Source organism: Methylomonas sp. DH-1, from assembly GCF_046097555.1.
Lineage (GTDB): Bacteria > Pseudomonadota > Gammaproteobacteria > Methylococcales > Methylomonadaceae > Methylomonas > Methylomonas koyamae.
Window position 1 is genome coordinate 4,149,931 of the sequence record NZ_CP143089.1, and the last position, 26,920, is coordinate 4,176,850.

27 protein-coding genes and 1 tRNA gene are annotated in these 26,920 nt (G+C 54.6%); 16 read left to right on the plus strand and 12 right to left on the minus strand.

What is annotated here, in order from left to right; all coding sequences use genetic code 11:
- The first annotated feature begins 57 nt into the window (after window positions 1-57).
- The 3 genes from VXJ35_RS18990 to VXJ35_RS19000 all read left to right on the plus strand — a co-directional run bounded on the left by VXJ35_RS18990 (window position 58) and on the right by VXJ35_RS19000 (window position 5,161).
- Window positions 58-2,421, plus strand: coding sequence for a TonB-dependent receptor (locus VXJ35_RS18990; protein WP_082881001.1), 2,364 nt, complete (start codon window positions 58-60; stop codon window positions 2,419-2,421).
- 3 nt (window positions 2,422-2,424) lie between these two features.
- Entirely contained in the window at window positions 2,425-3,591 is a 1,167-nt protein-coding gene (locus VXJ35_RS18995; protein WP_064022762.1) for a PepSY domain-containing protein, read from the plus strand.
- 241 nt (window positions 3,592-3,832) lie between these two features.
- Complete coding sequence (locus VXJ35_RS19000) at window positions 3,833-5,161, plus strand: D-alanyl-D-alanine carboxypeptidase family protein (protein ID WP_231914783.1); 1,329 nt, start codon at window positions 3,833-3,835, stop codon at window positions 5,159-5,161.
- Between the two features lie 12 nt (window positions 5,162-5,173).
- On the opposite strand, the gene VXJ35_RS19005 is transcribed toward VXJ35_RS19000, so the two are convergent.
- A complete protein-coding gene (locus VXJ35_RS19005; protein ID WP_064022763.1) occupies window positions 5,174-5,386 on the minus strand; it encodes a SlyX family protein in 213 nt (70 codons plus the stop codon).
- A gap of 129 nt (window positions 5,387-5,515) precedes the next feature.
- Here VXJ35_RS19005 and VXJ35_RS19010 point away from each other — a divergent pair, with 129 nt between their 5' ends.
- The 4 genes from VXJ35_RS19010 to VXJ35_RS19025 are packed head-to-tail and all read left to right on the plus strand — an operon-like array spanning window position 5,516 to window position 8,219.
- Window positions 5,516-5,818: a DUF6763 family protein gene (locus tag VXJ35_RS19010; protein WP_054760620.1), complete on the plus strand. Its 303-nt coding sequence runs from the start codon at window positions 5,516-5,518 to the stop codon at window positions 5,816-5,818.
- A gap of 10 nt (window positions 5,819-5,828) precedes the next feature.
- Window positions 5,829-6,677, plus strand: coding sequence for a hypothetical protein (locus VXJ35_RS19015; RefSeq protein WP_064022764.1), 849 nt, complete (start codon window positions 5,829-5,831; stop codon window positions 6,675-6,677).
- 13 nt (window positions 6,678-6,690) lie between these two features.
- Entirely contained in the window at window positions 6,691-7,755 is a 1,065-nt protein-coding gene (locus VXJ35_RS19020) for a homoserine O-succinyltransferase (RefSeq protein WP_064022765.1), read from the plus strand.
- Window positions 7,752-8,219, plus strand: a complete 468-nt coding sequence (locus tag VXJ35_RS19025; RefSeq protein ID WP_157198233.1) for a nucleoside deaminase — start codon at window positions 7,752-7,754, stop codon at window positions 8,217-8,219. The genes VXJ35_RS19020 and VXJ35_RS19025 overlap by 4 nt, the downstream gene beginning before the upstream one ends.
- Before the next feature lie 324 nt (window positions 8,220-8,543).
- Here the strand turns inward: VXJ35_RS19025 and VXJ35_RS19030 are convergent, their stop codons facing one another.
- From VXJ35_RS19030 to flgA, 11 genes are all read right to left on the minus strand, one after another.
- The gene (locus VXJ35_RS19030) at window positions 8,544-8,882 is read right to left on the minus strand and encodes a M48 family metallopeptidase (protein ID WP_064022767.1); all 339 of its coding nucleotides are present in this window, start codon (window positions 8,880-8,882) and stop codon (window positions 8,544-8,546) included.
- Window positions 8,879-11,824 (minus strand): type I restriction endonuclease subunit R, encoded by a 2,946-nt coding sequence (locus VXJ35_RS19035; protein ID WP_064022768.1) that lies wholly within the window; start codon window positions 11,822-11,824, stop codon window positions 8,879-8,881. The genes VXJ35_RS19030 and VXJ35_RS19035 overlap by 4 nt, the downstream gene beginning before the upstream one ends.
- A 20-nt stretch (window positions 11,825-11,844) precedes the next feature.
- Window positions 11,845-13,116, minus strand: a complete 1,272-nt coding sequence (locus VXJ35_RS19040) for a restriction endonuclease subunit S (protein ID WP_064022769.1) — start codon at window positions 13,114-13,116, stop codon at window positions 11,845-11,847.
- On the minus strand, window positions 13,106-14,731 hold the full coding sequence (locus VXJ35_RS19045) for a type I restriction-modification system subunit M (protein WP_064022770.1): 1,626 nt from the start codon (window positions 14,729-14,731) through the stop codon (window positions 13,106-13,108). The genes VXJ35_RS19040 and VXJ35_RS19045 overlap by 11 nt, the downstream gene beginning before the upstream one ends.
- Before the next feature lie 8 nt (window positions 14,732-14,739).
- A complete protein-coding gene (locus tag VXJ35_RS19050; protein WP_064022771.1) occupies window positions 14,740-15,603 on the minus strand; it encodes a nucleotidyl transferase AbiEii/AbiGii toxin family protein in 864 nt (287 codons plus the stop codon).
- The gene (locus VXJ35_RS19055) at window positions 15,566-16,585 is read right to left on the minus strand and encodes a type IV toxin-antitoxin system AbiEi family antitoxin (protein ID WP_064022772.1); all 1,020 of its coding nucleotides are present in this window, start codon (window positions 16,583-16,585) and stop codon (window positions 15,566-15,568) included. The genes VXJ35_RS19050 and VXJ35_RS19055 overlap by 38 nt, the downstream gene beginning before the upstream one ends.
- A gap of 526 nt (window positions 16,586-17,111) precedes the next feature.
- Window positions 17,112-17,188, minus strand: a tRNA-Arg gene (locus VXJ35_RS19060).
- 40 nt (window positions 17,189-17,228) lie between these two features.
- Window positions 17,229-18,008 carry a flagellar brake protein gene (locus tag VXJ35_RS19065; protein WP_054760602.1) on the minus strand — a complete coding sequence of 260 codons (780 nt, stop codon included), beginning with the start codon at window positions 18,006-18,008 and terminating at the stop codon, window positions 17,229-17,231.
- Window positions 18,009-18,042: 34 nt separating this feature from the next.
- Window positions 18,043-18,537 (minus strand): flagella synthesis protein FlgN, encoded by a 495-nt coding sequence (locus VXJ35_RS19070; protein ID WP_064022773.1) that lies wholly within the window; start codon window positions 18,535-18,537, stop codon window positions 18,043-18,045.
- A gap of 4 nt (window positions 18,538-18,541) precedes the next feature.
- Window positions 18,542-18,847: a flagellar biosynthesis anti-sigma factor FlgM gene (gene flgM, locus VXJ35_RS19075; protein WP_064022774.1), complete on the minus strand. Its 306-nt coding sequence runs from the start codon at window positions 18,845-18,847 to the stop codon at window positions 18,542-18,544.
- Between the two features lie 70 nt (window positions 18,848-18,917).
- Window positions 18,918-19,607, minus strand: a complete 690-nt coding sequence (flgA, locus tag VXJ35_RS19080) for a flagellar basal body P-ring formation chaperone FlgA (RefSeq protein WP_064022775.1) — start codon at window positions 19,605-19,607, stop codon at window positions 18,918-18,920.
- A gap of 117 nt (window positions 19,608-19,724) precedes the next feature.
- On the opposite strand from flgA, the gene VXJ35_RS19085 reads away from it, so the two are divergent.
- The 9 genes from VXJ35_RS19085 (at window position 19,725) to flgH (ending at window position 26,899) form a co-directional block, all read left to right on the plus strand.
- On the plus strand, window positions 19,725-20,657 hold the full coding sequence (locus tag VXJ35_RS19085; RefSeq protein WP_064022776.1) for a chemotaxis protein CheV: 933 nt from the start codon (window positions 19,725-19,727) through the stop codon (window positions 20,655-20,657).
- Window positions 20,658-20,685: 28 nt separating this feature from the next.
- Window positions 20,686-21,552, plus strand: coding sequence for a protein-glutamate O-methyltransferase CheR (locus VXJ35_RS19090; protein ID WP_064022777.1), 867 nt, complete (start codon window positions 20,686-20,688; stop codon window positions 21,550-21,552).
- Between the two features lie 177 nt (window positions 21,553-21,729).
- Window positions 21,730-22,125, plus strand: coding sequence for a flagellar basal body rod protein FlgB (flgB, locus tag VXJ35_RS19095; protein WP_064022778.1), 396 nt, complete (start codon window positions 21,730-21,732; stop codon window positions 22,123-22,125).
- Between the two features lie 2 nt (window positions 22,126-22,127).
- Window positions 22,128-22,544, plus strand: coding sequence for a flagellar basal body rod protein FlgC (gene flgC, locus VXJ35_RS19100; protein ID WP_064022779.1), 417 nt, complete (start codon window positions 22,128-22,130; stop codon window positions 22,542-22,544).
- Between the two features lie 8 nt (window positions 22,545-22,552).
- On the plus strand, window positions 22,553-23,233 hold the full coding sequence (locus VXJ35_RS19105; protein ID WP_064022780.1) for a flagellar hook assembly protein FlgD: 681 nt from the start codon (window positions 22,553-22,555) through the stop codon (window positions 23,231-23,233).
- Window positions 23,234-23,244: 11 nt separating this feature from the next.
- Window positions 23,245-24,570 carry a flagellar hook protein FlgE gene (gene flgE, locus VXJ35_RS19110; protein ID WP_054760588.1) on the plus strand — a complete coding sequence of 442 codons (1,326 nt, stop codon included), beginning with the start codon at window positions 23,245-23,247 and terminating at the stop codon, window positions 24,568-24,570.
- A 16-nt stretch (window positions 24,571-24,586) separates the two neighbouring features.
- Complete coding sequence (gene flgF, locus VXJ35_RS19115; RefSeq protein WP_064022781.1) at window positions 24,587-25,330, plus strand: flagellar basal-body rod protein FlgF; 744 nt, start codon at window positions 24,587-24,589, stop codon at window positions 25,328-25,330.
- Between the two features lie 51 nt (window positions 25,331-25,381).
- The gene (gene flgG, locus VXJ35_RS19120; RefSeq protein ID WP_054760586.1) at window positions 25,382-26,170 is read left to right on the plus strand and encodes a flagellar basal-body rod protein FlgG; all 789 of its coding nucleotides are present in this window, start codon (window positions 25,382-25,384) and stop codon (window positions 26,168-26,170) included.
- A 15-nt stretch (window positions 26,171-26,185) separates the two neighbouring features.
- Entirely contained in the window at window positions 26,186-26,899 is a 714-nt protein-coding gene (flgH, locus tag VXJ35_RS19125; RefSeq protein WP_082881002.1) for a flagellar basal body L-ring protein FlgH, read from the plus strand.
- The last annotated feature ends 21 nt before the right edge of the window (window positions 26,900-26,920 follow it).

Sequence of the window (26,920 nt, forward strand, 5' to 3'; positions counted from 1 at the left end):
TTATGACAGGTATCGTCAGCAAAGGCCTGGCCTACCTTCATTACACAGGAGACGACAATGAGCCGATCAACCAATCCCCCTTACCGGCAGCGCAACCGCGGCCGCACCGTTGCGCCGGTGCTGGCTTTATCTTTGGCAGTCGCCGGCAATAGCTGGGCCGGCGCAGCCGCATCGAACCAACTCGATCTGCCGGCGCAAAGCCTGGCTGCCAGCCTGGACAGTTTGGCGAAAACCAGCGGCGCCAAGTTGATTTATGCCGATTCGCTGGTCAAAGGCCTCCAGGCCGAGGCGCTGCACGGCGAATTTACCGTGCAGCAGGCGCTGGAGCAGTTGTTACGCAAGCACGGGCTGCAATCCGAAAACGTCGGCGACGGCGTTATCACCATCAAGAAAGCGCCGCCGGCACCGAAACCGCAAGCGGTCAAGGACGACTCGATCATCTCGCTCGGCGAAGTTACGGTCAGTGATCAACAGGAAAACGGCAAACTGACCAGCAAAGACATCGCCACGTCGGTGGATATCATGTACGCCGATAAAATCGCCGACCAAAACGTCCTGACTGCATTCGACTTGATGCATCGCATGCCGGGCGTGCAGATTACCCAATTCGGACAAGGTACCACCACCGGCAAATTTTCGTTCCGCGGCTTCAATGGCGAGGGCCGCACCAACGCGGTGAAACTGTTAATCGACGGCATTCCCAGCAACTCCAACGACGGCAACATGCCTTATTTGGATGCCTTGTTTCCGCTGGACATCGAATCGATCGAAGTGGTACGGGGCACCAACGATCCGCGTTACGGCCTGCATAACATTGCCGGTAACGTAAATATGACCACCTCCACTGGCGGCAATTACGTCAAAGGCCGGATGAGTTACGGCAGTTTCGACACCCACGAGATCCAATCGGGCTTGGGCTACGAAAAAGACGGCTTTTCGCAGAACTACCAGATTTCGTACCGAGCCAGCGATGGCTATCGCGACCGCAGCGATTCCGACAAGAACAGCTTCTCCGGCAAATGGTTCTATGCGCCGAGCGACAAATATAAAGCCGGTTTGATCGCACGTTGGAGCGAGGCCGGCGCCCAAGAGCCGGGTTACCTGACCTATCAGCAGCAACTTGCCAGCACGACGCAAGCCGCACCGCACGACCCGCTGGATTACAGCAAGCGCACCGTGGGCCAGATCAGCGCCCATCTCGACGTCAACTTAAGCGAAACCTTGTTCTGGTCGAACAAGGCTTACGGCAATATTTTCGATGACCAACGCTTGGTACAGTTTCACCCGGCGTTTTCCCAGGTCAAACGCGACCGGGACGAAGTACAGTACGGTGCCATCACATCGCTGACCTACCACCCGCAAGTCAGTTGGCTGGACGATTTCTCGATCGAAACCGGCTTCGATTTTCAACAGCAAGAAAACAAGTACAAGCAATACCGGACCATCAACGGCATAGCCAACCCCAGCAGCGCCGCCAATATCCGTAACGATGAGCATTGGACCTTTCTGAATTACGGCGGTTACATCCAAGCGGTCATCAAGCCGACAAGATGGTTGAAATTGACGCCCGGCTATCGTGCCGACGTGATCGACGGCGATTTTTTCAGCTACCGTCCCGGCGCCACCTATGGCGCCTACCCGATCAACGATTACGGGACCATCTCGCAACCCAAAATTGGCGCGGTGATCACCCCTATCGAAGGCTACAGCCTCTACGGTAACTGGGGCCGGACTTTCCAAGTAGGCCTTGGACAAGCCACTTTTGTCGGGCGAAACCAATCAAATACCGGTCCTTCTCTGAACGACGGCTGGGAAATCGGCGTGAAATTATCTCCGGTCGCGTGGGCGGAAGGCCGGGTGGCCTATTGGATGCAAGATGCCAGCAATGAAATCAGCCGCAATCTGGCCAGTACCGATTCCACCATGATTGGCCCCACCAAGCGGCAAGGCGTGGACATCGAACTCAAAGTGTATCCGACCGACCGCTTCGGCGTTTGGGCGGCTTACTCCCTGCAGGAGGCCAAGATCACCAATCCGCCGGCGGTGGTCGCCAACGCCATGGAATACACCGCGGGCAACCAAGTCGTGAATACGCCCAATTACCTGTTTTCCGCCGGTATCGACTATCAAATTACCCAACAACTGCGTTCGTCGTTATGGACCAGCGGCCAAGGCAACTACTTCGTCGATCAAGCCAACGACGCCGGCAAACACGGCGAATACGCGCTGTTGAATTTGGACTTGGGTTACCAGGTGACCAAACAAGTGGAACTGCAATTCCAGGCGAAAAACCTGACCGATACCCAGCGCGAATACTTGTGGTACGACGAAAGCTACGGCGCCGGCCAGCGGTATGCCTTTTATTCTCCCGGCGACGGCCGCGCGTTTTACGGCGCCGTCAGCGTCAAGTTCGATTACTAAAACATGGCTTCGCCTGCGTTAAAAGCCAACAAGAAACAGACCGCCCGCCGGCTTTGGTTGGCGGTCCATCTTTACTTGGGGCTTAGCTTGGGTTTGGTCATTGCCGTCGTCGGCCTGACCGGCAGCCTGTTGGTGTTCTATCTCGATCTCGACGAATGGCTGAATCCGCAATTGGTCATCGCCCAGCCCGGCGCACAGCGGCAAAGTTACGAAGCCCTGTACCAGGCTTTACGCCAGGCGGAACCAGGCCGGCAACGCGGCTGGCGGCTGGAAATTCCGGAACACCCGCGCCGAGCGGTAACCGCCCGCTATTACAAACCGGAAGAAACGGCTCACCACGGTTTCGCACCGTTAATGGTTTCGTTAGACCCTTACACCGGCAAAGTGCTGGCGAACCGCTTTTGGGGCGAGTTTGCGATGACTTGGTTGTACGATCTGCATTACAAACTGCTGCTGGACGACCCCGGCAAAATTCTGATGGCGATTGTCGGTGGCATTTTGCTGATTTCGCTGATCTCCGGCCTCTACCTGTGGTGGCCGCCGTTAAGCAAACTAAAAACCGCGCTGACGGTTAAGGCCAACGCCAGCAAGGAACGGCGGAATTACGACCTGCATAAATTGGCAGGCTTTTACACTTTCATCGTGATGCTGGTTGTGGCGCTGACCGGCGTTGCCCTGGAAATCCCGCAATACGTCAATCCGCTGTTCGGCTATTTTTCGCCGCTACAAGCCATGCCCAAACCGCAATCCTCACCATCAGCGCCCGGACAACAGCGGGTTAGCCTCGATCAAGCGGTCGCTGCCGGCCAGTCGATTTTTCCCGACGCCCGCTTGTGCTGGATCGAAACCCCGCACGACGCCGGCGGCAGTTTCCGCATCAATCTGCGCCAAGACGGCGAGCCTAGCCAGCGCTTCCCGAAAACCAATGTCTGGGTGGACCAATACAGCGGCAGGATACTGGCGGTCAGCGATCCCGCCGATCTCGGCGGCTCGGACACGCTGATCAACTGGCTGCATCCTTTGCATACCGGCGAGGCCTTCGGTTTGACCGGGCAATGGCTGGTGTTGATATCCGGATTGGCCTGCCCGCTGCTGTTCGTTACCGGCGTGATTCGCTGGCAACAAAAACGCCGAGCCCGTCACAAATTCGAGTTGCGTAGCGGCCACTGATCCAAGCGTCGGCCAATTCCGCATTTTCCCGATAGTGGCCGGCGCCGGGCAAATTCCGCCGCCGGACGGACTCGCCGCTCCGGCGAAACCGAATTTTCCGTGCCGATTCGGGTAAAAATCCGCCACTCGGACTGGCGACTCCGTCCGCCCCACCCCGAAATCCACCTTTGTCGAAAGTGAAATTTCTGATTAAATAATGTCCTCATAAGCTTACATTACCTTCCTGGAGCAAAGTAATAACTTGAGCGCCCTGCCTACGCCCCGTTTAGCCCTGATCTCCCTGGCTTGCCTGCTGCTGCAAAGCCCGTTTGCGGCTGCCCGCTACGCGGCCATCGTCATCGACGCCGACAGCGGCCGGGTGATTCACGAGAACGAATCCACCCAACGCTGGTATCCGGCATCGCTGACCAAGGTCATGACCATGTACATGACCTTTGCCGCGCTGGAATCCGGCGACCTGAAGTTAACCGATACCGTTTACGCGTCGAAACATGCCGCGTCTATGCCCAGCTCCAAGTTGGGCTTGCGCGCCGGGCAAAGCTTGACTGTCGAACAAGCGATCATGGCCGTCACCACCCGCTCGGCCAACGATGCGGCGGTGGTTTTGGCGGAACGGCTGGGCGGGACCGAGAGCAATTTCGCGGCGATGATGACGCAAACCGCCCACCGCCTGGGCATGAGCAGCAGTTCGTTCGAAAACGCCAGCGGCCTGCCTAACGACGGCCAAATCAGTAGCGCCCGCGATCTGGCCTTGTTATCGGCGGCGGTATTGCGCGACTTCCCGCAGTATTACCATTACTTCTCGGCAACCGAATTCCGCTACAAGGGCCGGGTAATGCCGAATACCAACAAAATTCTGAAAACCTACCCCGACGCCGACGGCTTCAAAACCGGCTTTACTTGCGGCTCCGGCTACAACCTGATCGCTTCGGCCAAACGCAACGGCCACCGGATCATCGGCGTGTTGCTGGGCGCCCACAGCAGCGGCGAACGCTTCGAGCAAATGAGTAATTTGTTGGACATGGGCTTCGCCAAAAGCGGCAGTAACCAATCCGGCGAGTATATTTCGCAGTTGCACGACACGGCTCAATTGCCGCCGCCGTTTCAGTTGGCCTCCAACCGTTGCGCCGGCAGCGCCGAGCAAATGGGCGCCGATTCCGGCAGCATCAGCCGTTACGAACCGATCCGTATCAACGAAACGCCGGAAAGTAAGGAACGCCGGCTGCTGGCGGCAAACAAACCGCAGCCGCGCATTACCGGCCAATCTTGGAACGTCAGCCTAGGCAGCTTTCCGCGCAAAATCGATGCCGACGTCAACCTGCAACGGGTCCGCAATGCGTTGGGGCCGTTGGCGAAAAACGGCCAGCCGCGGATAGTCAAAAGCAAAAACAAGAGAGGCACGGTCTGGCTTAGCCAATGGACCGGCCTGCAACAGGACGACAGCCGCGATTTCTGCCGCCGACTGCACGGCAAAAATCTGGATTGCAGCTCGTTTCCGCAACCGAAACAAACCGTTGCTGCGGCCGGCAGCCACGGCAAAACCGGCCACCGCAACCGTTCCAAGTCTTAAACCGGCCGCGGATCAGTAATGCGGCGGCCGTTCGTCGAGCGGCAGCAACGGCCGCTCCGACATGCTCGACGCCAGGCTCTTGATCTTGTCGTGCAGCAATTTGCAGGTTTCTTCCAATTTGCCGATCTGTTTTTGCTGATCGGCCACCACCTGGTTCAACGCTTGAATCAAGTCTTCCTGGTAGGCTTGTTTAATTTCCAATTCGATAATGCGCTCTTCGTTCATAACCGCTTAAAAGTTCCAGTGTTGGGCCATTCTAATCGAATTTCGCCACGGTTTTGCGCCGCCGCACTCGCACCGCCCCGCTAAACTCGCTATCATTGCCCACCACATCAACACAGCGAGGATGCAACCATGACAACCATTGCAGATCCGGTCATCGGCCGTTGGTATAAAGATTTGGAAAGCAATCTTACCTTCAAGGTCGTGGCGATCGAGGGAGCCGACGAATCCATCGAAGTCCAATACGCCAACGGCGACCTGGGCGAATACGACAACGAATCCTGGTACGGCTCGACCATCGATTACATCGAAGATCCCGACGATTGGAGCGCACCGTTCGACGACCTGGAAACCGACGATCTCGGCTATACCGATCCGGACCGCCATACCCGCGCGGATTCGGAAGATTTGGATATCAGCGACTTTTTGGATTGATTACGACTTTATGAGAATGACCCCGCAACAGTTTTTGGACTGGGAGTCCAAAAGCATCACGCTGCTGGCCATGTCCGGCGCCGGCAAGACCACGCTATCGGCCAAACTGCCCAAGGACAAATGGTTCCATTATTCCGGCGACTACCGAATCGGCACTAAGTACCTGGAAGAACCGATCCTGGACAATATCAAACAACAAGCGATGGGCGTGCCGTTTTTGCGGGACCTGCTGAAGTCGGACTCGATCTACATTTGCAGCAATATCACCGTCGACAATCTGGCGCCGGTGTCCAGCTTTCTGGGCAAAATCGGCGACCCCAGCAAAGGCGGCTTAAGCCAGGCCGAATTCAAACGCCGCCAGGCCTTGCACCACCAAGCCGAGATCGCGGCGATGAACGACGTGCCGGATTTCATCCATAAAGCCGAAGCCATCTACGGCTACAAGCACTTCATCAACGACGCCGGCGGCAGCGTTTGCGAATTGGATTGCCCGGAAGTTTTGGAAAATCTGGCCAAGCACACGCTGATCGTCTACATCAAAATTCCGCCGGCGCTGGAACAGACCATCATCGACCGCGCCAAGCAGGACCCGAAACCCTTGTATTACCGCCCCGAATTCGTCGACGAAAAGCTGGCGCAATTCATGCGCGAACGCAACTATCAAAGCACCGACCAAATTCCACCCGACGAATTCGTTAGCTGGGTGTTTCCTGAGCTGTTCAAGGCCCGCGTGCCACGCTACGAAGCGATTGCCGCCCAATACGGTTACACCGTCAGTGCCGACGAAACCGCCAACGTGGAAACCGAGGACGACTTCATCCAACTGATCGCCAGCGCGATCGCTCGCGAAACCGTATGAGCGCAACACTGCCATGCCTTTAGTCGCACATACCGCATTGCCGACTTTCCGCCGTTTGCAGGAAGAAGGCGAAGAAATTCTCACCCCGGACCGCGCCGCCCACCAATCGATCCGCGAATTGCACATCGGCCTGTTGAATATCATGCCGGACGCGGCGCTGGAAGCCACCGAGCGCCAGTTTTTCCGGCTGGTCGGCGCCTGCAACCAGATCGCCCAATTCCACGTCCACCCGTTTACCATCGACGGCCTGGAACGCGGCCCGGAAGCTTTGGCGCACATCGAAAAATATTACGAAAGTTTCGAGCAAATAAAACGCGACGGCCTGGATGCGCTGATCATCAGCGGTGCCAACGTCACCCACGACCATTTACAGCAAGAAGACTTTTGGCAGCCGTTGACCGAAGTGTTCGAATGGGCCAAGGAAAACGTCACCTCGGTTTTGTGCTCCTGCTTGGCCACCCATGCCTTGATCCAACATTGCTACGGCGTCGAGCGTACCCGGCTGCCGGCCAAACGCTGGGGCGTCTACTCGCATAAAGTCGTGGACCGTTCGCATCCGTTGGTAGCCGAGATTAACACCCGTTTCGACGTACCGCATTCGCGCTTTAACGAAGTGTTCCGCAGCGACATGGAAAAACACGGGCTGAAGGTCTTGGTCGCCAGCGACCAGGCCGGCGTGCATTTGGCGGTAAGCCCGGACGGCTTCCGCATCGTGTTTTTCCAGGGCCACCCGGAATACGACGACATCAGCCTGTTAAAAGAATACAAACGCGAGGTACTGCGCTATTACCGGGCCGAACGCGACGATTATCCGCCGTACCCAGAACATTATTTCGACGAGGCGGCGCAACGCCTGCTGGCCGAATACGCCAGCCACGTACAAGCCGCCCGCCACGGTGGCCGGCAACTGAAAGCGATGCCGGAGGAGCAAATTGTCGAACGTTTGGACATCACTTGGCGCGACTCGGCCAAAGCGGTATTCAACAACTGGCTGGGCAAGGTCTACCAGATCACCAACGAAGACCGCCGGCTGCCGTTCATGGACGATGTCGATCCGCGCAACCCGCTGGACCTATGATGCACCGGGACTTTCTGCTCCAAGCCGTGGAACTGGCTTGTTTCAACGTCGCTAATGGCGGTGGCCCGTTCGGCGCGCTGATCGTGCAAGACCAGCGCATCATCGCCGCCAGCGGCAACCGAGTCACCGAGAACATGGACCCCACCGCCCACGCCGAAGTCCTGGCAATCCGCCAGGCCTGCCAGTATCTGCAGGACTTTCAACTGAAAGACTGTGCGCTGTACACCAGTTGCGAGCCCTGCCCGATGTGTCTGGGCGCGATTTATTGGTCCAGGTTGGAAGCGGTGTATTTCGCCAGCAACCGCGACGACGCCGCCCAAGCCGGTTTCGACGACAGTCTGATTTATACTGAAATCGATAAACCTGCCGACCAACGCCAGATTGAGATGCGGCACCTGGCCATCGAATCCGCCGCGGAGCCGTTCCGGCTATGGCAAATCCAGACCGATAAAATCCGCTACTGAGCGGCTTTTTGCATTACTGAAGGGACGGGTGAGAAATCGCCTGTCCTTTTAGATCGGGACAGAATGTGGACCCAAGGCTTTCACTTGGGGGCCATTAGGATAACAACTTGACGCTCATAATTAATGGCGTCCCGGATACGATTCGAACGTACGACCTGTCCCTTAGGAGTAAACAGCGCAATTGTTCTACGAGATACCTAATAAATCTTAGGCGTTTGATTTTTATATAAAACCAATACCCCAGAGCAAGTTTGTGCATCTAACAACTTCTCTCGAAAACCTAAAATTTCCAGGCTTGTTTACACCAAAATTACACAGACTTTTTCAGCCGCCCTCGGGCAAAACAGCACGCCCCTGCAACCCAATGTTCTTTAACCGCGCATCTAACGCTTGGTAATCGCCAAGATGTGCCTCCATCAGCGCCTTCCACAACTTGCCATGATTCGGCACCGTGAAATGTAGCAGCTCATGCACGATAACGTATTCGCCCACGTCGCGCTCCAATGCTAACAGCTCGGTATTGAAGTTCAGGTTACCGTTAGTCGAACAGGATGCCCATTTGGTGCTCATGGGCCGCAATGATAAATGATTAACCTCGACATTCAGCTTCTTGGCCCAGTCGTAAACGCACGCCTTGAATTCATCCTTGTCCGTCCAGGTCATCGTTTGGCCTTGTGCGCTTTCGCGATCAAGCGCAGCAGTTCATCGGCAATGGCGGCGATTTCATTCATGTCCTGCAATACCCCAAACAGTGCAAAAACAATACTCTGCCGCAATTCCCGGTAAGCATCTTCGCTTTTTAGCCAGTTTGGTTGCTTGACAAAGGCCTCGCCGATTTTCACCGACACGGCTTCCGCATCGGCCAAACCATGATCGAGCAATTGGCAGAACACAAAATACGTCATGCCATCAAAGCCTTTTTCCACCTGCGCCTGTTTGCGCCGCTCGTTTTCCTGCATCAGCTCCAGCAACTTGTCGAGTGCTTTCTGCGTCGATTCCTGGCGGCTTTCGTAGCTGTCAAGCACCTGTTGCGCCCGCTCCGCCATCGTCACCAGAAACGGATCGTCGCTTTGCTCTTCGGCGTTTTTCTCGATCGATTTCACCAAGTTGATCACCTTGGTGTTCTTGCCCTCATGCTGGGATTTGATCAATTCGATGGTTTGCGCATTCAGCCGATAGATACCCGAGCTTTCGCCGATTTGGGTGCTACTGACTTTGGCTTGCACCAGTGCGTTGGTTTTTTTCTGAAAGGCCTTATCCACATAAACCCGCTTGGCATAGGCTTTGGCGACCACGGCATAAATGTTCGATAGGGTGGCGTAATCGTCGATATACGGCCGCAGAAACACATCCGGCGAAATGATTTCGTACAGCATTTCGATGGCCTTATATTCCTTGAAAAACGCCTTGCGCCGCTCCTTGTCGCGGAAATGTTCGATCAGATTGTCCACGTCCTTATCGTTGAAGTTGTGCTGGATCAACTGCATGTAAGCCGGCGCCTTGCTTTCCATCTTGGCCTTGAACAAGCCTTTCAATAAAGCAATGTCTTTGACACAGGCATTCACCTCGTCGCTGTCGAAGGCCAGGGCTTTTTCCAGCTTGTCAAACAGGCCGATAAAATCCAGCACAAAGCCGTGCGGCTTGACCAATTCTTCCCGCTCGTTTTCATACGGCCGGTTGACGCGGGCGATGGCCTGCAACAAGGTATGGTCGCGCATCGGCTTGTCGAGATACATCGCATACAAAATCGGCGCATCGTAGCCGGTCAGCAATTTTTCGGTGACGATCAAAATCTTCGGATAGGTGCCGAATTTGGCGAACTCCTTGCGGATGTTCTTTTCTTTTTTCTCGTCGTAATGGAAGCGCTTCAGGCCTTTGCTATCGTTGTGGTTATGGGAAATGATCACGTCGGAATAATGCGATGGCAGGATTTTATCCAGCGCGTCTTTGTAGAGTTCGCAGGCCTCGCGATCCACGCACACCAAAAACGCCTTGTAGCCCAGCGGCTCGACGTTTTGCGTGTAATGGTCGGCGACGTATTGCGCGACGATCGGCACCCGCGCCGCGCCTTTTAAAAAGTTCTTGGTGTTGACGGCCCGCTCCAGAATCTTGTTCAGTTCCTCGATGTCGGACACGCCTTCCGATTCCGCCAGATTCAAAAATTCCTTTTCCAAATCTTCCTTCGGCACCAGCAATTCATTGGGCGCCAAGTCGTAATAAAGCTCCAGTGTGGTGCCGTCTTCAATCGAATCGCGGATCGAATATTTGTCGGTATAGCCTTCCTGGTCGTCGATGCCGAAGGTTTTGAAGGTGCCTTTGCCGTAAGCGGTTTTGTCGATCGGCGTGCCGCTGAAGCCGATATAAGTGGCATTGGGAATCGCCGCCATCAAATACGTCCCCAAATCGCCGCCGGTGGTGCGGTGGGCTTCGTCGATTAACACATAAATGTTGCGGCGGCCGTTCAGATTGGCCGGCATGCCGCGAAACTTGTGCATCATCGTCACCACGATGCCGCGGTAATCACTTTTCAAAATATCGGCCAAATCCCTGATGTTCATGGCCTGCCGTGCCGCGTCGACGCCCAAGGCTTTCAGATTCCTGACCATCTGATCCTCCAGCTCGTTGCGGTCTATCATCAACAACACCGTCGGCTTGTCGCTGTCCGGGGCTTTGTAAAGGCGTTCGGCAGCTTTGATCATGGTAAAGGTCTTGCCGGAGCCTTGAGTATGCCAAATCAGTCCACGGCTTTTGCTTGGATCGTGCGCCCGCGCCAACACTTTTTCCACCGCGCGGGTTTGATGCTGGCGCAGGATGAATTTGTTCAGTTCCTCGTCTTTTTCGGCGAAGACAATGTAATCCTGCAAGAAGCCTAACAGCGTATCGACCTGGCAGAAGGATGTGATCTTCTGCTCCAGATTGCCGACCTCGTCGCCGCGCCAGTGGAAGATATTGCGCCGCACCGTGTTCCAGGTGATACCGTAGGCAAAGCCGATGGCTTCGGTAACGGTAAACAACTGCGGCGGCACCATCATTTCCGGGGTTTCTTCGTGGTAGCGGCGCAACTGGTCGATGCCCAAGGCAATCGCCTCGTCCTTGTTGGCGTTTTTGCATTCGATCACCAACACCGGGATGCCGTTGATCAAAAACACCACGTCGGCGCGGTTGCCGTAGTAGCCGTTGTGAACCGAATATTCTTCGGTCACTTCATAGACATTGCGCCATTGCGCGGGCGGTTTGCCGATGTCGTCGAACGCGATCAATTGCAAATCCAGCTCGCGTTTTTCGTCGTTGACCGAAAACTTGCCGTGACCGCGAATCAAATCCAGCGCGGCGCGGTTACCAAAAATATCGCTGCTCAACAAGGCAAAGCGACGCAACAAGGCCGGCAAGTCGTCCGGCAGGCGCGGGTTGAATTCCAACGCTTTGGCATACAGCAGTTCGGAAAAAAACAGATCGGCGCCGCGACTGCGCTCTTCGAAGGTGTCGCTTTCCTTGAAACCGCGCCGCGCTTCCGCTTCGCTGCGGCTGACCACAATCCAGCCGAGCGCTTCGGCATAGTGCAAAATGCGGCTTTGTACGGTTTTATGCTCGCCCGGCTTGGCCATGTCCTTGTGTTCCTTTGATTTTAGTTTGCCAACGTTTGCTCCAGCTCCGTCAAATCCAGCTCATTGACGCGAATTTCGGCGGTCATCAGTTTGTGGAGCATGGTATTGAAGAGTTCGGTTAGCAATTTCTTCTTTGCTTGTGATATTTCAACTTTGTTTTGAACTGAATCTATTGCGCCAGAAATCTCGATTTGTTCCGATAGACATGGTAAAGGCATCAATATTGGGGCAATATTCTTTTTGTTTAGCTGTGGCGTAGGTCCTGGTTCGGTAATCATTCTAAGATCAAAGGTTTCTATCCACCAATAAAGATACTTATAATTGATAATGTTTTTGGGGATCAACGCTATTAGGTTTGGGTCCAAAACGGTGTGTTCTCTGGCGATTCTTTTTTTATTCGTAGCAATTGCAGCTCCCCTCTTCGGGAAAATAATAGAATAAGATGGAACAGTCCGTTTTATTTTCGCCTCATCTAAAAATCGAACTAAATTTGAATTATTAAAAAATATCTCATTACCCTCGATGTTCATGTCAGATACTTTTACGCCATGAATAATTAGGTCACTATTATCTTGGTTATTTTCGTTCGCTAGTTGAGTATATGACATTGCAGACGCTTTGATTTCGGCCACGTTTTCAATCGGTGCAACACTCCAACTCTCCGGCACAAAGCCAATTTCCGTTTCCTTCTGCGGTCCACCGCGCAAACCTTCAGTGAACAGCTTTTGCATCAACGCCTTTTTCAGCTCTTGCGTGGTGTTGATCAAGTTCTCCTGTAACTCGATGGCTTGCTGAATGGTGGAAAGTACTAATGCAATTTTTCGTTGTTCATCTTTCGGCGGCAAACTTAGTTTGAATGTTTTTAGGCTTGCCCATGAAGTCCGAGGATGTTGTACGCCGGCGGTGGTTTTTATGGCGTGTTGAATGAATTGGTCGGTATGAACTAGATACTTCAAATATTCATTTACCGCATTTTCCTTATTGCGAAAAACAAGAATATCGGTCGAACATACACCTTCAAAATCGACCAATACCGACTTTCTTAAATAAGGCCTAAGCTTTCCAAATAAAACATCGCCATTTTTAAACGCGGATTTACTGCTCTTCACTTCATTTTCAGAGCCTTTTCCTATTAGCCTTGGGAATCCTTTTTCTAAATGCTCAAGCCCCAAATAAACCGAATCTCCGTCTGTTGTGGGCTGATAAGACTCGGATATTTTGTTACAAATATCGCAAAAAAATTTTATTTCCCAACCTTTTGGCAATTCTTCAAGTACGAGACTATGCTCCATATTCAATTCCTAGAGTCTCAAAGATATTTCTGAGTCTTGTTTTTTGAAGCGTTTCTTGCGATTCCAACTCGGAAAGATCATCAATGATTTCCTGGAGTGGTCTAAATTCGCCTTCCGTGCTGACATGCACATACCGACTCGGCGAAATGTTGTAATCGTGTTTGACAATTTCATCCTTGCTGACAATCTTCGATAACTTCTCCTGCTCGCGCCAATTCAAGAACACCTCGGCCAGCATCTCGATGCTATCGTCGGGGATGTAGTTTTTCGGGTCGCCTTTTTTGAAGTGCTGGCTGGCGTTGACCAGCAATAGCTGGTTACGCCGCTCCGCCGGTTTCCGTTTGTTGAGGAAAATGATGATGCCCGGCGCGCTGGTGTTGTAGAACAGGTTTTCCGGCAGGTAGATCACGCCTTCGATCAAGTCCTGCTCGACGAACCATTTACGCACGTCTTTTTCCTTGTTGCTGTTGGCGTTGCCGGAGCCGCGCGAGGCAGCGCCGGTGTCTAGCACCACGGCGGCGCGGCCGTCGTCTTTCAGACTGGCCCAGATATGTTGCATCCAGCCCCAGTCGGCCTTGCCGCCCGGAAAACCGGCGTCTTTGGGGAAACGGTCCAGTTCGTCGGCGTCGTAGATTTTTTCGTCGTAACCGGGCTGGTTCCACATCGGATTGGCAACCACGCGGTCGAAGCGTTTCAGTTGGCCTTTGTCGCGGAATTTGGGGTTTTTGAAGGTGTCGCCGATTTCGATTTTGCCTTCCATGTCATGGATGATCATGTTCATGTTGGCCATGGCCCAGGTGCCGGGGGTAAATTCCTGGCCGTAGAGTTTGGCGGGCACGAATTGGTCTTGGCCTTTGGCGGCCATTTTACGTTGCAATTCCAGCTCGCATTTGATCAGCAAACCGCCGGAGCCGCAGTTGGAGTCGTAGATTTCCATGCCCGGTTCCGGCGCCATGATGCGCGCCATCAGGATGCCGACTTCCTTGGGGGTGTAGAACTCGCCGGCGCTTTGCCCGGAGTTTTCGGCGAATTTGCGGATCAGGTATTCGTAGGCGCGGCCGATCAAATCCGGCTCCACGTCCTTTAGCCCTAAGCGTTTTTTGCTGATTTCCTCGATCAGCATCGACAGGCGGTCGTCTTCGATTTCGCGCACGCCGTGGTTGGTGGCGTTGTAATCGATGCGGTTGACGATACCGTCCAGTTCCGGGTGTTCCTTGGCGATGGCGTGCAACACGTCGGTGAGCTTTTCACCGATTTTACCGGTCAGTTTGCGAATCACCGACCACACCGCATCGGCGGCATTTTCCGGTTGTACCGGCAAATAAAAGCGGGTCATAGCCTTGGGTTTTTCGCCGGGGCGGGCGTTTTTGCGGGCTTGCTGATAATCGGCCTTGGCCAGCTTGAAGGCGTTTTCCCGGCCGCCAACTTGCTCGGCAATGCGGTTGATTTCGTCGTCGTAAACGTCGCACAGGCGTTTGACGAACACCAGCGGCAGAATGAAGTCTTTGTATTTGGCGGCTTCCTGCGCGCCGCGAATGGAGCAGGCGGCATCCCATAGCCAGTTTTCCAGCGATTTGTCCTGTTCGCCGTTGGGTTTCTTGGTGGGTTGGGTCACGGTGGTGGTTATCCTTGTTGTGGCGGCTGTTCGGTGATGCCGCGATAGAGTGCGTCCAGTAAATTCAAGTATTGGTTAAATTGGTCGGGCGTTTGGACCATGTTTGCGACGAGCCGGTAATCCGACTGCTCGCCGGTTTGGGCATGCAATATGCCGACGACCAACTGCCAAGTGGGTGAGGATAGCATTTCGGCGGCTTGCCGGCCCAACATCCTAGCGCCGGCAAGGTCTTCGTCAAAATCGGCGTCTTCCAGCAAATTGGTGTGATGGTCGTAAAGCAGATCCCGATTCCATTCGCCCACGGCGTTGCGTAACACAAAGGCAATATCCAAGGCGTCTTTCCCACCTTGGGGATAACGCTCGCTCCAGGCAATCAATTTCAGGATTAATAAACCGACCGGTGTAACGCAACGAATATCCAGCGGCGGTTGTTCCCGCAATCTAACGATTTGTGTGTGCTGGTAGGCTTCCTGAAATCCGGTGACGGTCATTTGGATGCTGTACTCCGGCGGCCAGGCAATGCTACCGTCGGTTTCGATGCCGCCGAACGGCACGATGTCGACCGGAATGTTCTCGCGGTAAAGCAGCCGCTGTAATTGTTTTGGGTCTTGGCTAAATTGATTTGTCGCTAGTAATTGGCTTTTCAGCGTTTCAAAGGCTTGCCAGTCGTTTACTTGAACGGCCAAGTCGACATCCCGAGTAGCTCTGGGCGCTTTGATGCCGTATGCGTGTTCGAAAATCAGGTCTCGGGCCGTGGCACCGATGATAAAAAACGGTAGGTCGATCTGTTCGGCAACATTAGCGATCTCCGCATAAATGCCAAGGAAGGGTTCGTTAATCTTCCCGGAAATGTTCAGCAAGTTCTTGCTCATAGATGATTTGTGCTACTTCAAGGTTTCTCGGGTCGCCGCTGGCGAGCAGGTCTGCGTAAATCAGTATCGGGTGCACGACGTCAGTGCGGTTAAATTCACCTTCAACGTCCCAAAATGTATTCAGAATTTCGATATCGCCGCTCGGATCTTTGCGCAATCTGTGGGCAACCTTGAGCTTGCTCGCCCATTCCGCCATGACATATATCGTAATAGTTGCTGGCTTTAAATAATGCGTGAGCTTATCCGCAGCAACATCCCCTCCCCAATAGGCTTGCAGATTGTGTAAGGGCGCTATCTGCCACCAGTTAGGATCAGGTGCTCGGTATCTTCCTGTTTCCAGTTTGGGCCGGAGCTGCTCTGGGTAAGCTATTAACCAGCGCTCCAATAACTTCTGGCGGTTTTTTAGACGGCGACCTTGCCCCCCCATATCGACGATATAGCCCAACTGTATTAAGTCTTTGAACACCAAGGCCACTGTCCCCAATGCGGCCGTGGCTGTTTGGGCAATTTCGCGATAAGGCGCGTTGACCAATTCCGGTCGACATAGCAAGGCATACACGATTTTTAAACCGATGGGAGTAAATGCCCGGTTTACCGCTTTGCTGGTTTGAGCCTCAGCTGGCTTGTTGCCTTTGATATAGACATAAATAGGCAATGCATTGATATAGGCATTGCCGGCGGTATCGATGAACCAGATGCCCATGTCCTTGAGACGTTCGGCCATCAACGGATTGATGTAATGGGCTACGACCAAACCGTGCTCAGTCATGCGCGTAAATTGATGCGCAATTGCCGGGAGAATACTGTTGATGACGAGCTTTTTTATATCAATTGCAATCGGTATTCGATTTGCGCCGGTATCTATAAAACCGGTTGCATCCACATATTGCCTGTGAAACTGATTGATTTTGATCGTAAAGCCAGTGTTCCGTTTAAGTTGGTCGATGGCTTGATCTAATAAGTTGATTTCTGTTGTTTTCACGCTGGCTTGCTCGGCTGCTCGGTGAGTTGTTCATTATTTTAGCTTGTTCACCAATAATGAACAGGAGTAAAAAATGAACACACAGCAAGCTGCATCGCTTTAACTACTGGAGCAACGAGCGCTGGAAAGCCAACTTGAGTCCTCTATGGCTTCGGATTTCAGAACTGAAACGCAAAGGTTATAAGCCAAGTTGTTTTGACATATCGGCAAATCGCGCATTCATCTTTTTCAAGCTTGCCGCCATGTGTTAAGAAAATGGCAGGCTGTCCTGCCGAGGAAGTTAGGCCGGAAGAGCTGGAAAAAGCGGATGCCGAGCTGGTCAAGCAATATACCGGCATGTTTGCAGGTCTGTTTACTAGCTGAAATCCGCCATACATGGCGCTTTTAGTCAGCGTCATAATGTAACAGTCTGCCCATGTAGCCGGTTTTGATTGCCTGATTTTGGGGTGTTTTATTTTGAATTGCCCCATGAGTGCCCCATGGGTATTTTTGAACAATCATAGGCCATGTAAGCCTTTGATTTGTATGGCGTCCCGGATACGATTCGAACGTACGACCTGTCCCTTAGGAGGGGACCGCTCTATCCTACTGAGCTACCGGGACCGAGTGAATTTAGCGGACGGATTTTAACACAGCGAGCGAGTTAGGCTTTCTGTTTTCGAATCTCGACCCGCTCCAAAGACGTGATGAAATACGACAGCTTGGACTGGCTTCTCGCCGACAAGCCTTCGAAGAAACCGCCGATTTGCACCTTGGGAGAGGTTGCCGAAACCGGTTTGACGAAGCGCACGGCAAAATCGAAATCCATCACGTAATCGTCGAAATTGATTTGGCAATTCTTGATTACGTCGCCGCGCTGTACCCGGGCTCTATTGACCGGCACAATAACTCCGGCGCCGCCCCTGGACAGATCGAACAGATAACCGCCAATCGATATGCCGGTGCGTTGCACGACACCGCTGAACGGTATGTCGATGGCACTGATTTCCAGCCGCGGCGAGCGCCGGCGCTGCGGATAAAATACCCGATCCGGCAGCGGCGCCTTGTAGTAATTGATGCCTCTGGAATGGCCGATCTCGATGTCCGTCAAATTAAAAGACAAGTGAATGCCTTTGTGAAATGTCGATAACTTCAAGGCCCGCGAGCGGAGCAACAAGTCGTTGCCGTGTTTGGGCATCAACTCGTCCAGGATGATACTGTTTTTGTCCAATTTGATGCTCAAGATGGACGAGCTGAAATCTTCGGCGAAACCTTCGACTTGAATGCTGCATAACGGCGAGCTGTTCTCGATTTCTCCGAGCAGCCGGGCGATTTTGTCCGGGTCGGTGATGAAATTCGGATTTTCGAACGCCAATAAATCGTCTTCGGCTTCAGGCGCCGATACGTTGGCTTTGGAAAAAAAATGCTTCAGCTTGCTCAGCATGTCGAGCGGTCCGTAAACTAGTTCGGCGCCCAGTCTACACTGAAATTAAGGTATGCGAAAACAGCTCGTTACGGGTCACGCCATCCGGTCCGTAGGTGGCCGCCAGCGGGGATTTACCGCGTAATATTTGCAAAGAACGCTGGGTATGTCGGCTCAACAGCGCGATGCTGGCACCGTTTTGTTCGTTAAGCGCGCGGCAATTTTCTGACAGCTTGGCGAGGCCGGCCCAACTGCCCCAGACGCCTTCGACGCGGATGCCGGCGGCGCCGGCTTTGGCAAGGTATTTTGTGACGCCTTCGTTACCGACGCTTAGCTGCTCGGTGGCCAAGACTTGACCCAATTGCTTGGTAAATTGCTCGAGCTGGGCTACCAACTCTCTTTTGTTGGCTGCGATATTGGCTATCGCCTCCGGGTCGATTTTCTGCTTGAGCTTATCGGATTCGATGGTTAACAGCTCGAACAGGCTTTGTGCCGCCTTTAACGCATTGGCGAGCAATTTTTCGGTGATGGGATATGTTTTTTCTATCATAACGTCATGTACTGTCGGGTAACTGTTTATCGAATTGCAGCATTTTCGCCGCCACGCGTTCAGCGTTGACTTGGTAGCTGCCAGCCTGGATCGCCGCTTTTATCGCTGCCACCCGGTCTTCGTTGACCACCGGCGTTGCAGCGCCGGCGGCCGACGCCGTTTTAATATCCTGGGCAGTGGCGGTGATCTCGACAGTATCGGTAACGACACCGCTCTCGGTCCGTTGTTTAGGCTCAGCCGCATCTTTAACCCCAGGTTTTGCGGGCACTGAGGTCGTAACAGGCTTGCCGGTGATTGATTCGATAGCCATGGCGAAATTCCCAAGTTAGTTTTATCTGAAGCATTTAGCGGCATCATAGTAAATTCCTTTAGCGCCAATTTTAAAAATTAACCGAAACTTGGCCGGCATTGACCACGACGGCTTGAATCACGCGCTTGGAAGACAGGTTCCGCACGCTGATTTTCTGGCCCTTCGCGCCGTCGCTCATCGCCGCCCCGACCGCACTGATCACGACTCCGGCTTTGCTGGATTCGATATTCACCCGTTCGCCGCGGCGAACCACCGTCGGATCGGTAACCAGTTGCCGATTCAACACGCTGCCTGCCGGAATATTCCGCGCGGCCTGCTTGTCCAGCACATCGCTGATATCGGTAACGTAGCCCTGCGGCAGCATGCCGGCATCGCGGGTCTCCACATTCAAGTGCTCTTGCCGAATAATGTCGTTGCGCAGCATCGACTTGTTCAATACAAACACGTCCTTAAACGACTTGACCAGCACCGTGCTGTATATGGTCCAGCCCTTATCGCCGTAACAACGGACGCCGACGGTATTGCGGCCTGGCTTAATTTCCCCGGTTTGGGCAAACACTTGCAGCGCTTGCTCGCAGTTAGGCAATTGCAGACGGGGATCCGGCTGCGCCAGGTTGATTTCGTATTTGCCCCCCGCTTCCAGCGCGGACTGGACGAATTGGTTAATCGCATCCTGGATTTGCTGAGCGGACTGGAATCCACCGCCCCACGCCATTCCCGAGGCCAACATCAAAATTCCGGGTAACATTCGTTTGTTCATATTCAATCGCCATTTTTTTGACTTGCCCTAAGCTTTCAGCATAAAACGTACCAGCAAATTTCAAGTAAACCCAAGTAATGCCGCTATAATTGAGCGAACGTTATTCAGGGGGGTTATATGGCCGGAGTCTTAGACGGGGTAGATCAACGAACCAAGCTAGCAGGACACAACCGATTCGAATTGCTTTTGTTCAAATTGGTCAGCCGCCAGCGCTTCGGGATCAATGTGTTCAAGGTCCAGGAAGTCATTCAATGCCCCCCGCTGACCCAAATCCCCAACTCGCATTCCGTGATTTGCGGCGTCGCCCACTTGCGCGGCAAAACCATACCGGTATTGGACCTATCGATGGCGATCGGCATGCGCCCGCTGCAACGAGACTCGGGTTGCTACGTCATCGTCACCGAATATAACCGCTCCATCCAGGGTTTTCTGGTCGGTTCGGTGGACCGGATCATTAATATCGGTTGGGAACAGGTCAAAGCCCCGCCCACCGGCACCGGCAAGGAAAGTTATCTGACCGCGGTAACCGAAATCGAAGGCGAACTGATCGAAGTCATCGACGTGGAAAAAGTCATGAAAGAGGTGATCGGCGGCCGCGAAGAGGCTTCAGCGGAAACCATAGATCAAAACGTGATGAGCCAAAACGACCATATCCTGGTCGTCGACGACTCTTCGGTCGCCAGAAACCAGGTGAAGCGGGTTTGCGAACAAATCGGCATCGAGTGCACCCTGCTGAAAGACGGCCAGGAAGCCTGGGACCATTTATGCGCATTGGTTGCGGAAGGCACCAAAATCGAACAACGCTATTCGATGATCATTTCCGACGTGGAAATGCCGCGAATGGACGGCTACACGCTAGCGACCAAAATCAAAGCCGATCCGAACATGAAACACATCTACCTGATCCTGCACACATCGTTGAGCGGCGTCTTCAATACCTCGATGGTGCAAAAAGTCGGCGCAAACGAATTTTTAGCCAAGTTCGATCCGGACTCGCTGATGCAGTCCATTCAAAAACGGCTGAGAGTCAACCACGCCGGCCACGCCTGATCAGGGTAGCGCGGAATTTGTATCCTCCATGTTGAATTCGGCCGGCACCGACAAATCCCTGGGCATCTCCGGCAACCTGTCGCCGGCCGACTACCAAGCCATTCAGCAATTCCTCAGCCAAAACTGCGGCATCGAGTTGGGCGACAGCAAGCAGTATCTGGTTAAAAGCCGATTGCAACCGTTGCTGGCCAAATTCGAACTGCCGGGCTTTGCCGATCTGGCCGCCGCCCTGCAATCCAACGCGTTCTCGGCGCAAAAGCTGAAAAGCGCCGTGATCGACGCGATGACCACCAACGAAACCTTCTGGTTTCGCGACGAACGCCAGTTTTCCGAACTGCGCGATAACGTGTTACCGCAAGTGCTGGCACAAAGAAACGGCAGCATCCGGATTTGGTCCGCCGCCTGCTCTTCCGGCCAGGAACCCTACTCCATCAGCATCTGCGGCTTGGACGCCCTACGCGCCAGCGGCAAGAACCGGGCGTTGCAAATTATCGGCACCGACATTTCCGAGGCTATCCTCGAAGAGGCCAAGCGCGCCTGCTATTCCGACGCCGCGTTATCGCGCGGCATAGACGAAGCGACCAAAGCCAAATACTTCCAGAAAAGTTACGACGGCTACCAGCTAAACGAAGAAGTCACGCGCCAGGTCCGGTTTCAACAATTCAATTTGTTGAAATCCTTCGCCGCCTTGGGCCGGTTCGACGTTATTTTTTGCCGCAACGTGTTGATTTATTTCTCCGACGCCATCAAACGCGACATCCTGACCCGGATGGCCGACAGCCTGGAACCGGGCGGCTATCTGTTCCTGAGCAGTACCGAAGCCATGCCTCCCGGCATCGGCGCCTACGAAATGGTCCGTTCCGGACTCACCAATTATTTCCGCAAACCCGGCTAACGCCGCCGAATTCTTGACGGATTCGGCCACCGGCAAGTTTTTGCCGCCCACCTCCCCACACCGGTTTTTGACGCTGAAACCAAGCCCATTCAAAGCCAGACAACTGAAAATTAACTAATTTTTTTTTCAGGCACGCTTACTGCTTTTTTAGTTAAAAAAACCAGTAAGGTGGCAACCATGTCAATCAATTTCGACAACGCTTTGGGCATACACCCGCAAGCCCTGGCGCTTCGCGAAAAACGCGGGGAAATTCTGGCGTCCAATCTGGCCAATGCCGACACGCCCGAATACAAGGCGCGCGACCTGGATTTCAAAGCCGTATTTCAACAAACCCTGGCCGACCGCGGCGGCGAATTAAAACGCAGCCAAAGCGGACACTTGGCCGGTCAACACCACGTGCTCGGCGCCGACCTGCTGTACCGCAATCCGCAACACGCGTCGCTGGACGGCAATACCGTGGAAGCCCACATCGAACAAGCCAAATACGCCGAAAACGCCGTGCAATACCAAGCCAGCTTGCGCTTCATCAACGACGACTTTCTAGGTTTGATGACCGCCATCAAAGGAGAATGACCATGAGCTCTTTACGCATCTTCGATGTCGCCGGCAGCGGCATGAACGCCGAGAATCTGCGCCTGAACCTGGTGGCCAGCAATATTTCCAACGCCAACAGCGTCAGCAGCAGTATCGACCAGGTTTACAAATCGCGGCAGCCGGTATTTGCCGCCGAATTGAAGAACATTATGGATAAGAACAACACCGCCAGCGGCGTCAACGTGCTGGGCGTCGTCGAAAACCAGGCGCCGCCGATCATGGAATACAACCCTAACCATCCCATGGCCGACGCCACCGGCTACATCTATAAACCCAACGTCAACACCGTCGAGGAAATGGCCAACATGATGTCCGCATCGCGTTCCTACCAAAACAACGTCGAGGTGTTGAACACCGCGAAAAACCTGATTTTGCAAACCCTGAAAATGGGCCGCTGAGGTGAACCATGAGCACAAGCGCAATCGACACGTTTAACAGCCTAGGCTTGGCCACGACCGCCACCGCTTCGGCCAGCACCCAAAAACAATCGCTAGGCCAGGATCAGTTTCTGAAACTGCTGACCACGCAGCTGACCCACCAGGACCCTTTAAAACCAATGGACAACGGCGAATTTCTGGGCCAAATGGCCCAATTCAGCACCGTATCCGGCATCCAGGATTTGCAGGCTTCGTTCAAGGATTTCGCCGGTTCGATCAGTTCGAACCAGGCGCTGCAAGCCTCCGGTCTGGTCGGCCGCCGGGTGTCGGCGCCATCCACCGAAGCGCTGCTGGGCGCCGGCGGCAGCGTCTCCGGCGATTTCGAATTGCCGAGCAGTTCGCCGGAAGTCACCGTGAAAATCATCGATCCGGAAACCGGCTCGACGATCAGAACCATAGACAAAGGCGCCCAGTCGGCCGGCACCACGACTTTTACCTGGGACGGCAAAGACGGCAACGGCAATCTGGCCGACCCCGGCGTCTACAAAATCGAAGCCGCCGCCAAAATCGACGGCGTCAATACCGTATTGGCTACCAACGTCCAGTCGCTGGTCAAAAGCGTGACGATGGGCAGCAGCAATAGCAGCATGCAAGTCAACCTGGACGGCCTGGGCCCGGTTAAATTCAGCCAAATCAAACAGATACTGTAGGAGAAATCGACATGCCCTTTACCACAGCACTCAGCGGCCTGAACGCCGCATCCAACAATCTGGCCGTGACCGGCAACAATATCGCCAATGCCAACACCGTCGGCTTCAAAAAATCGCGTTCCGAATTCGCCGACGTTTACGCCGCCAGTCTGGGCGGGGTCAGCAGCATCACCCCCGGCGCCGGCGTCAAAGTCGCCAACGTTGCCCAGCAATTCAACCAGGGCAATTTGCAATTCACCGACAACAACCTGGATTTGGCAATCAGCGGCGAAGGCTTCTTTACGCTGGCGAAAAGCCCGACCGAAACCAACGACCTGTCCTACACCCGGGCCGGCGAATTCAAATTGAACAAGGAAGGCTATCTGGTCAACAACCAAGGCAAGGCACTGTTGGTCTACCGGCCCAATACCACGAAAGTCGAGGACGGTTTCAGTACCGGCGTCACCACGCCGGTGCAGATCAATACCCTGACCGGCTTGCCGTCGGCGACCGATACCGTCAACATGCAATTGAACCTGGACGCCCAGGACGACTTCACGCCCAGTACGCTGCCGTTCGACCCGACCGACAGCAATACCTATAACTCGCAGACCTCGACGACGGTTTACGACACCTTGGGCTCGCCGCATATTCTGACCACCTACTTCGTCAAACTCGATCCGGCTACCGCCCCGAACCCCGGCACTTCCGAATGGCTGGTCTACCACTACATGAGCGAACCGGCCACCCCCAATACCCGGACTGCGGTGCCGGTGACTTCCGGCACCCTGGGCGGCACCACGCCGGAATCGGCCAAACTGACCTTCGACTCCGGCGGCAAATTGACCGACCCGGTAGACGGCAAATTCGGCTTGTCCAGCTATGTCATCACGCCGCCGACCGGCGCCGCCGATGTCGAAATCGACACGATCAATTTTTTCGGCACCACCCAGGTCCAGCAAAAATTCAGCGTCAACGGCATGACGCAGAACGGTTTGCCGGCCGGACGCCTGACCGGCATCGACATCGACGACGAAGGCGTGATCTTCGCCCGCTTCAGTAACGGCGGCTCGCAAACCATGGGTAAAGTGGCTTTAACCCGTTTCGCCAACAATAACGGCCTGGCGAAACTGGGCGACACCTCTTGGGGCCAAAGCGCCAATTCCGGCGAACCGATTCCGGGCCAGGCCGGTGCCAACAATTTCGGAGCGATTCAGGCCGGCGCGCTGGAAAGTTCCAACGTCGACTTATCGGCGCAATTGGTGAATCTGATCGTCGCCCAACAGCATTACCAGGCCAACGCCCAGACCATCACCACCGAAAACAGCATCATGCAAACCATCTTGCAGATTCGTTAATTGAAGGAGGCCGCTCATGGACCGTAGCCTTTACATTGCGATGAACGGCGCCAAACAAACGCTGATGGCGCAATCGGCCAATGCCAATAATCTGGCGAACGCCCAGACCACCGGCTTCAAGTCCGACTTCGAGCAGTTCCGGGCCATGCCCAGCTTCGGTCCGGGCTACCCGTCGCGGGTGTATTCGATGACGGAACGCCCCGGCACCGATCTGTCGAACGGTTCGATCTACCATACCGGGCGCGAACTCGATGTCGCGGTCGAAGGCCAGGGCTGGATCGCCGTGACCGGTAAAGACGGCAAGGAAGCCTACACCCGGGCCGGCGACTTGCGGCTGACGCCGGAGGGCCTGCTGCAAACCGGCGCCGGCCTGTCGGTGCTGGGCGAAGCCGGCCAACCGATCGCGGTACCGCCGGCGCAGAAGGTGGAAATCGGCAAGGACGGCACCATAAGCATCGTGCCGCAAGGCGTCAACGCCACCAACACCGTGCTGGTGGACCGGATCAAACTGGTCAGCGCCGACCCGGCCAATCTGGAAAAATTGGAAGACGGCCTGATGCACCCGAAACAAGGCGGCGTGTTGCCGGCCGATGCCAACGTTACCTTGATCCAAGGCTCGCTGGAATCCAGCAACGTCAACGCCATGGCAGCCATGGTGGAAATGATCGAGCTATCCAGAAGCTTCGATATGCAATCTAAGGTCATGAAAGATATAGACGAAAACGCCGCCGCCGCCGCCAAGTTAATGCAAGTGGCATAAAACCTGCTTTACTCCTGATAAGACAAAAAATCGTCAGATCAGGAGGCTGTCATGACAGAACGAGCATTATGGGTCGCAAAGTCCGGATTGGACGCCCAACAAACCCGCATGGCGGTTATTTCCAATAACCTGGCCAACGTCAACACCACCGGTTTCAAGAAAGCCAGACCGATATTCGCCGACCTGATGTACCAAAACATCCGTCAGGCCGGCGCCCAATCCACCCAGAACACCCAGTTACCGACCGGCCTCCAGCTCGGCACCGGCGTGCGGACCGTCGCCACCGAGAAAATCCATACCCAGGGCAATATCTTGCAGACCGGCAACTCGCTGGACATCGCCATCAGCGGCCGCGGTTTCATCCAAATCCTGCAGCCCAACGGCGACATCAATTACACCCGCGACGGTTCGTTCAAGATGGATTCCACCGGCCAGTTGGTCACCTCCAACGGCATGCTGCTGGAGCCGGCCATCACCATCCCGCAGGACGCTCTCAGCATCACGATAGGCCAGGACGGCACGGTTTCCGTAACCCAGCCCGGCGCTGCCGCGGCCAACCAGATCGGCCAGATCCAGATCGCCGATTTCGTCAACACCGCCGGCCTGGAACCGATAGGCGACAACCTGTTCCGCGAAACCGTCGCCAGCGGCGCGCCGATTATCGGCAATCCCGGCGAAAACGAACTGGGCCAGATGATCCAAGGCTCGCTGGAGACTTCCAACGTCAACGTCGTCGAAGAGCTGGTCAATATGATCGAAACCCAGCGCGCTTACGAAATGAACTCGAAAGCCATCTCCACCACCGACCAGATGTTGTCCTTCGTCACGCAACAACTCTAATTCAGGACCAAGGCCATGAAAAACCCAACACAGATACAGCGGCAAACCGGCGGCAAATTTTTGCTGCTGGCGGCAACGCTAGCCATACTGGCCGGTTGCGACACGCTACCGAAACGCGACCCGGACTTTGCGCCGGTGCAACCCGCCGACCTACGCCCGCCGCAACAAAACAACGGCGCCATTTACCAGGCCGGTTACGACATGCGCTTGTTCGAAGACCATGCCGCACGCCGGGTCGGCGATATTTTGACGGTGACCTTCGACGAAAATACCAACGCCACCAAGCAGGCCAATTCCAAAGCCAGCAAGAACAGCGATATCCAGGCAAGCGGCAGCGCGCCGACCATCTTCGGTCTGGCCAGTTCCGCCCTGCTCGGCCACGACCTTGCAACTTCGCTGGATTACAGCATGGACCGCTCGACCGAGGGCAAAGGCGACTCCCGGCAAAGCAACCGTTTGACCGGCGGCATCAGCGTCACGGTGGTCGATTTGCTGCCCAACGGCAATCTGCGGGTACGCGGCGAGAAACGGGTGACGCTGAACGACGGCAGTGAGTACATCCGCCTGTCCGGCATCGTCAGGCCGATCGATATCAACGTCGCCAACACGATTCCGTCCAGCAAGGTAGCCGACGCCACCATCATGTATACCGGCGACGGCGCACTAGCCGACAGCAGCAAGCCCGGCTGGATTACCCGAATTTTGTCCAGCCCGATCTTCCCGTTCTGATCCGGCCGCCCAGGAGAAACG

Excerpts from the sequence above, each read along its gene's own strand:
- VXJ35_RS19085 (WP_064022776.1), top strand. The coding sequence starts at position 19,725 with ATGGCCGGAGTCTTAGACGGGGTAGATCAACGAACCAAGCTAGCAGGA.
- VXJ35_RS19065 (WP_054760602.1), bottom strand. The coding sequence starts at position 18,008 with ATGCTGAGCAAGCTGAAGCATTTTTTTTCCAAAGCCAACGTATCGGCG.
- flgA (WP_064022775.1), bottom strand. The coding sequence starts at position 19,607 with ATGAACAAACGAATGTTACCCGGAATTTTGATGTTGGCCTCGGGAATG.
- VXJ35_RS19015 (WP_064022764.1), top strand. The coding sequence starts at position 5,829 with ATGAGAATGACCCCGCAACAGTTTTTGGACTGGGAGTCCAAAAGCATC.
- flgM (WP_064022774.1), bottom strand. The coding sequence starts at position 18,847 with ATGGCTATCGAATCAATCACCGGCAAGCCTGTTACGACCTCAGTGCCC.
- VXJ35_RS19040 (WP_064022769.1), bottom strand. The coding sequence starts at position 13,116 with ATGGAGCATAGTCTCGTACTTGAAGAATTGCCAAAAGGTTGGGAAATA.
- VXJ35_RS19030 (WP_064022767.1), bottom strand. The coding sequence starts at position 8,882 with ATGACCTGGACGGACAAGGATGAATTCAAGGCGTGCGTTTACGACTGG.
- VXJ35_RS19035 (WP_064022768.1), bottom strand. The coding sequence starts at position 11,824 with ATGGCCAAGCCGGGCGAGCATAAAACCGTACAAAGCCGCATTTTGCAC.
- flgB (WP_064022778.1), top strand. The coding sequence starts at position 21,730 with ATGTCAATCAATTTCGACAACGCTTTGGGCATACACCCGCAAGCCCTG.
- VXJ35_RS19025 (WP_157198233.1), top strand. The coding sequence starts at position 7,752 with ATGATGCACCGGGACTTTCTGCTCCAAGCCGTGGAACTGGCTTGTTTC.
- VXJ35_RS19005 (WP_064022763.1), bottom strand. The coding sequence starts at position 5,386 with ATGAACGAAGAGCGCATTATCGAATTGGAAATTAAACAAGCCTACCAG.
- VXJ35_RS18990 (WP_082881001.1), top strand. The coding sequence starts at position 58 with ATGAGCCGATCAACCAATCCCCCTTACCGGCAGCGCAACCGCGGCCGC.
- flgE (WP_054760588.1), top strand. The coding sequence starts at position 23,245 with ATGCCCTTTACCACAGCACTCAGCGGCCTGAACGCCGCATCCAACAAT.
- VXJ35_RS19020 (WP_064022765.1), top strand. The coding sequence starts at position 6,691 with ATGCCTTTAGTCGCACATACCGCATTGCCGACTTTCCGCCGTTTGCAG.
- flgC (WP_064022779.1), top strand. The coding sequence starts at position 22,128 with ATGAGCTCTTTACGCATCTTCGATGTCGCCGGCAGCGGCATGAACGCC.
- VXJ35_RS19010 (WP_054760620.1), top strand. The coding sequence starts at position 5,516 with ATGACAACCATTGCAGATCCGGTCATCGGCCGTTGGTATAAAGATTTG.
- VXJ35_RS19050 (WP_064022771.1), bottom strand. The coding sequence starts at position 15,603 with ATGAGCAAGAACTTGCTGAACATTTCCGGGAAGATTAACGAACCCTTC.
- VXJ35_RS19105 (WP_064022780.1), top strand. The coding sequence starts at position 22,553 with ATGAGCACAAGCGCAATCGACACGTTTAACAGCCTAGGCTTGGCCACG.
- flgH (WP_082881002.1), top strand. The coding sequence starts at position 26,186 with ATGAAAAACCCAACACAGATACAGCGGCAAACCGGCGGCAAATTTTTG.
- flgG (WP_054760586.1), top strand. The coding sequence starts at position 25,382 with ATGACAGAACGAGCATTATGGGTCGCAAAGTCCGGATTGGACGCCCAA.
- VXJ35_RS19090 (WP_064022777.1), top strand. The coding sequence starts at position 20,686 with ATGTTGAATTCGGCCGGCACCGACAAATCCCTGGGCATCTCCGGCAAC.
- VXJ35_RS18995 (WP_064022762.1), top strand. The coding sequence starts at position 2,425 with ATGGCTTCGCCTGCGTTAAAAGCCAACAAGAAACAGACCGCCCGCCGG.
- flgF (WP_064022781.1), top strand. The coding sequence starts at position 24,587 with ATGGACCGTAGCCTTTACATTGCGATGAACGGCGCCAAACAAACGCTG.
- VXJ35_RS19070 (WP_064022773.1), bottom strand. The coding sequence starts at position 18,537 with ATGATAGAAAAAACATATCCCATCACCGAAAAATTGCTCGCCAATGCG.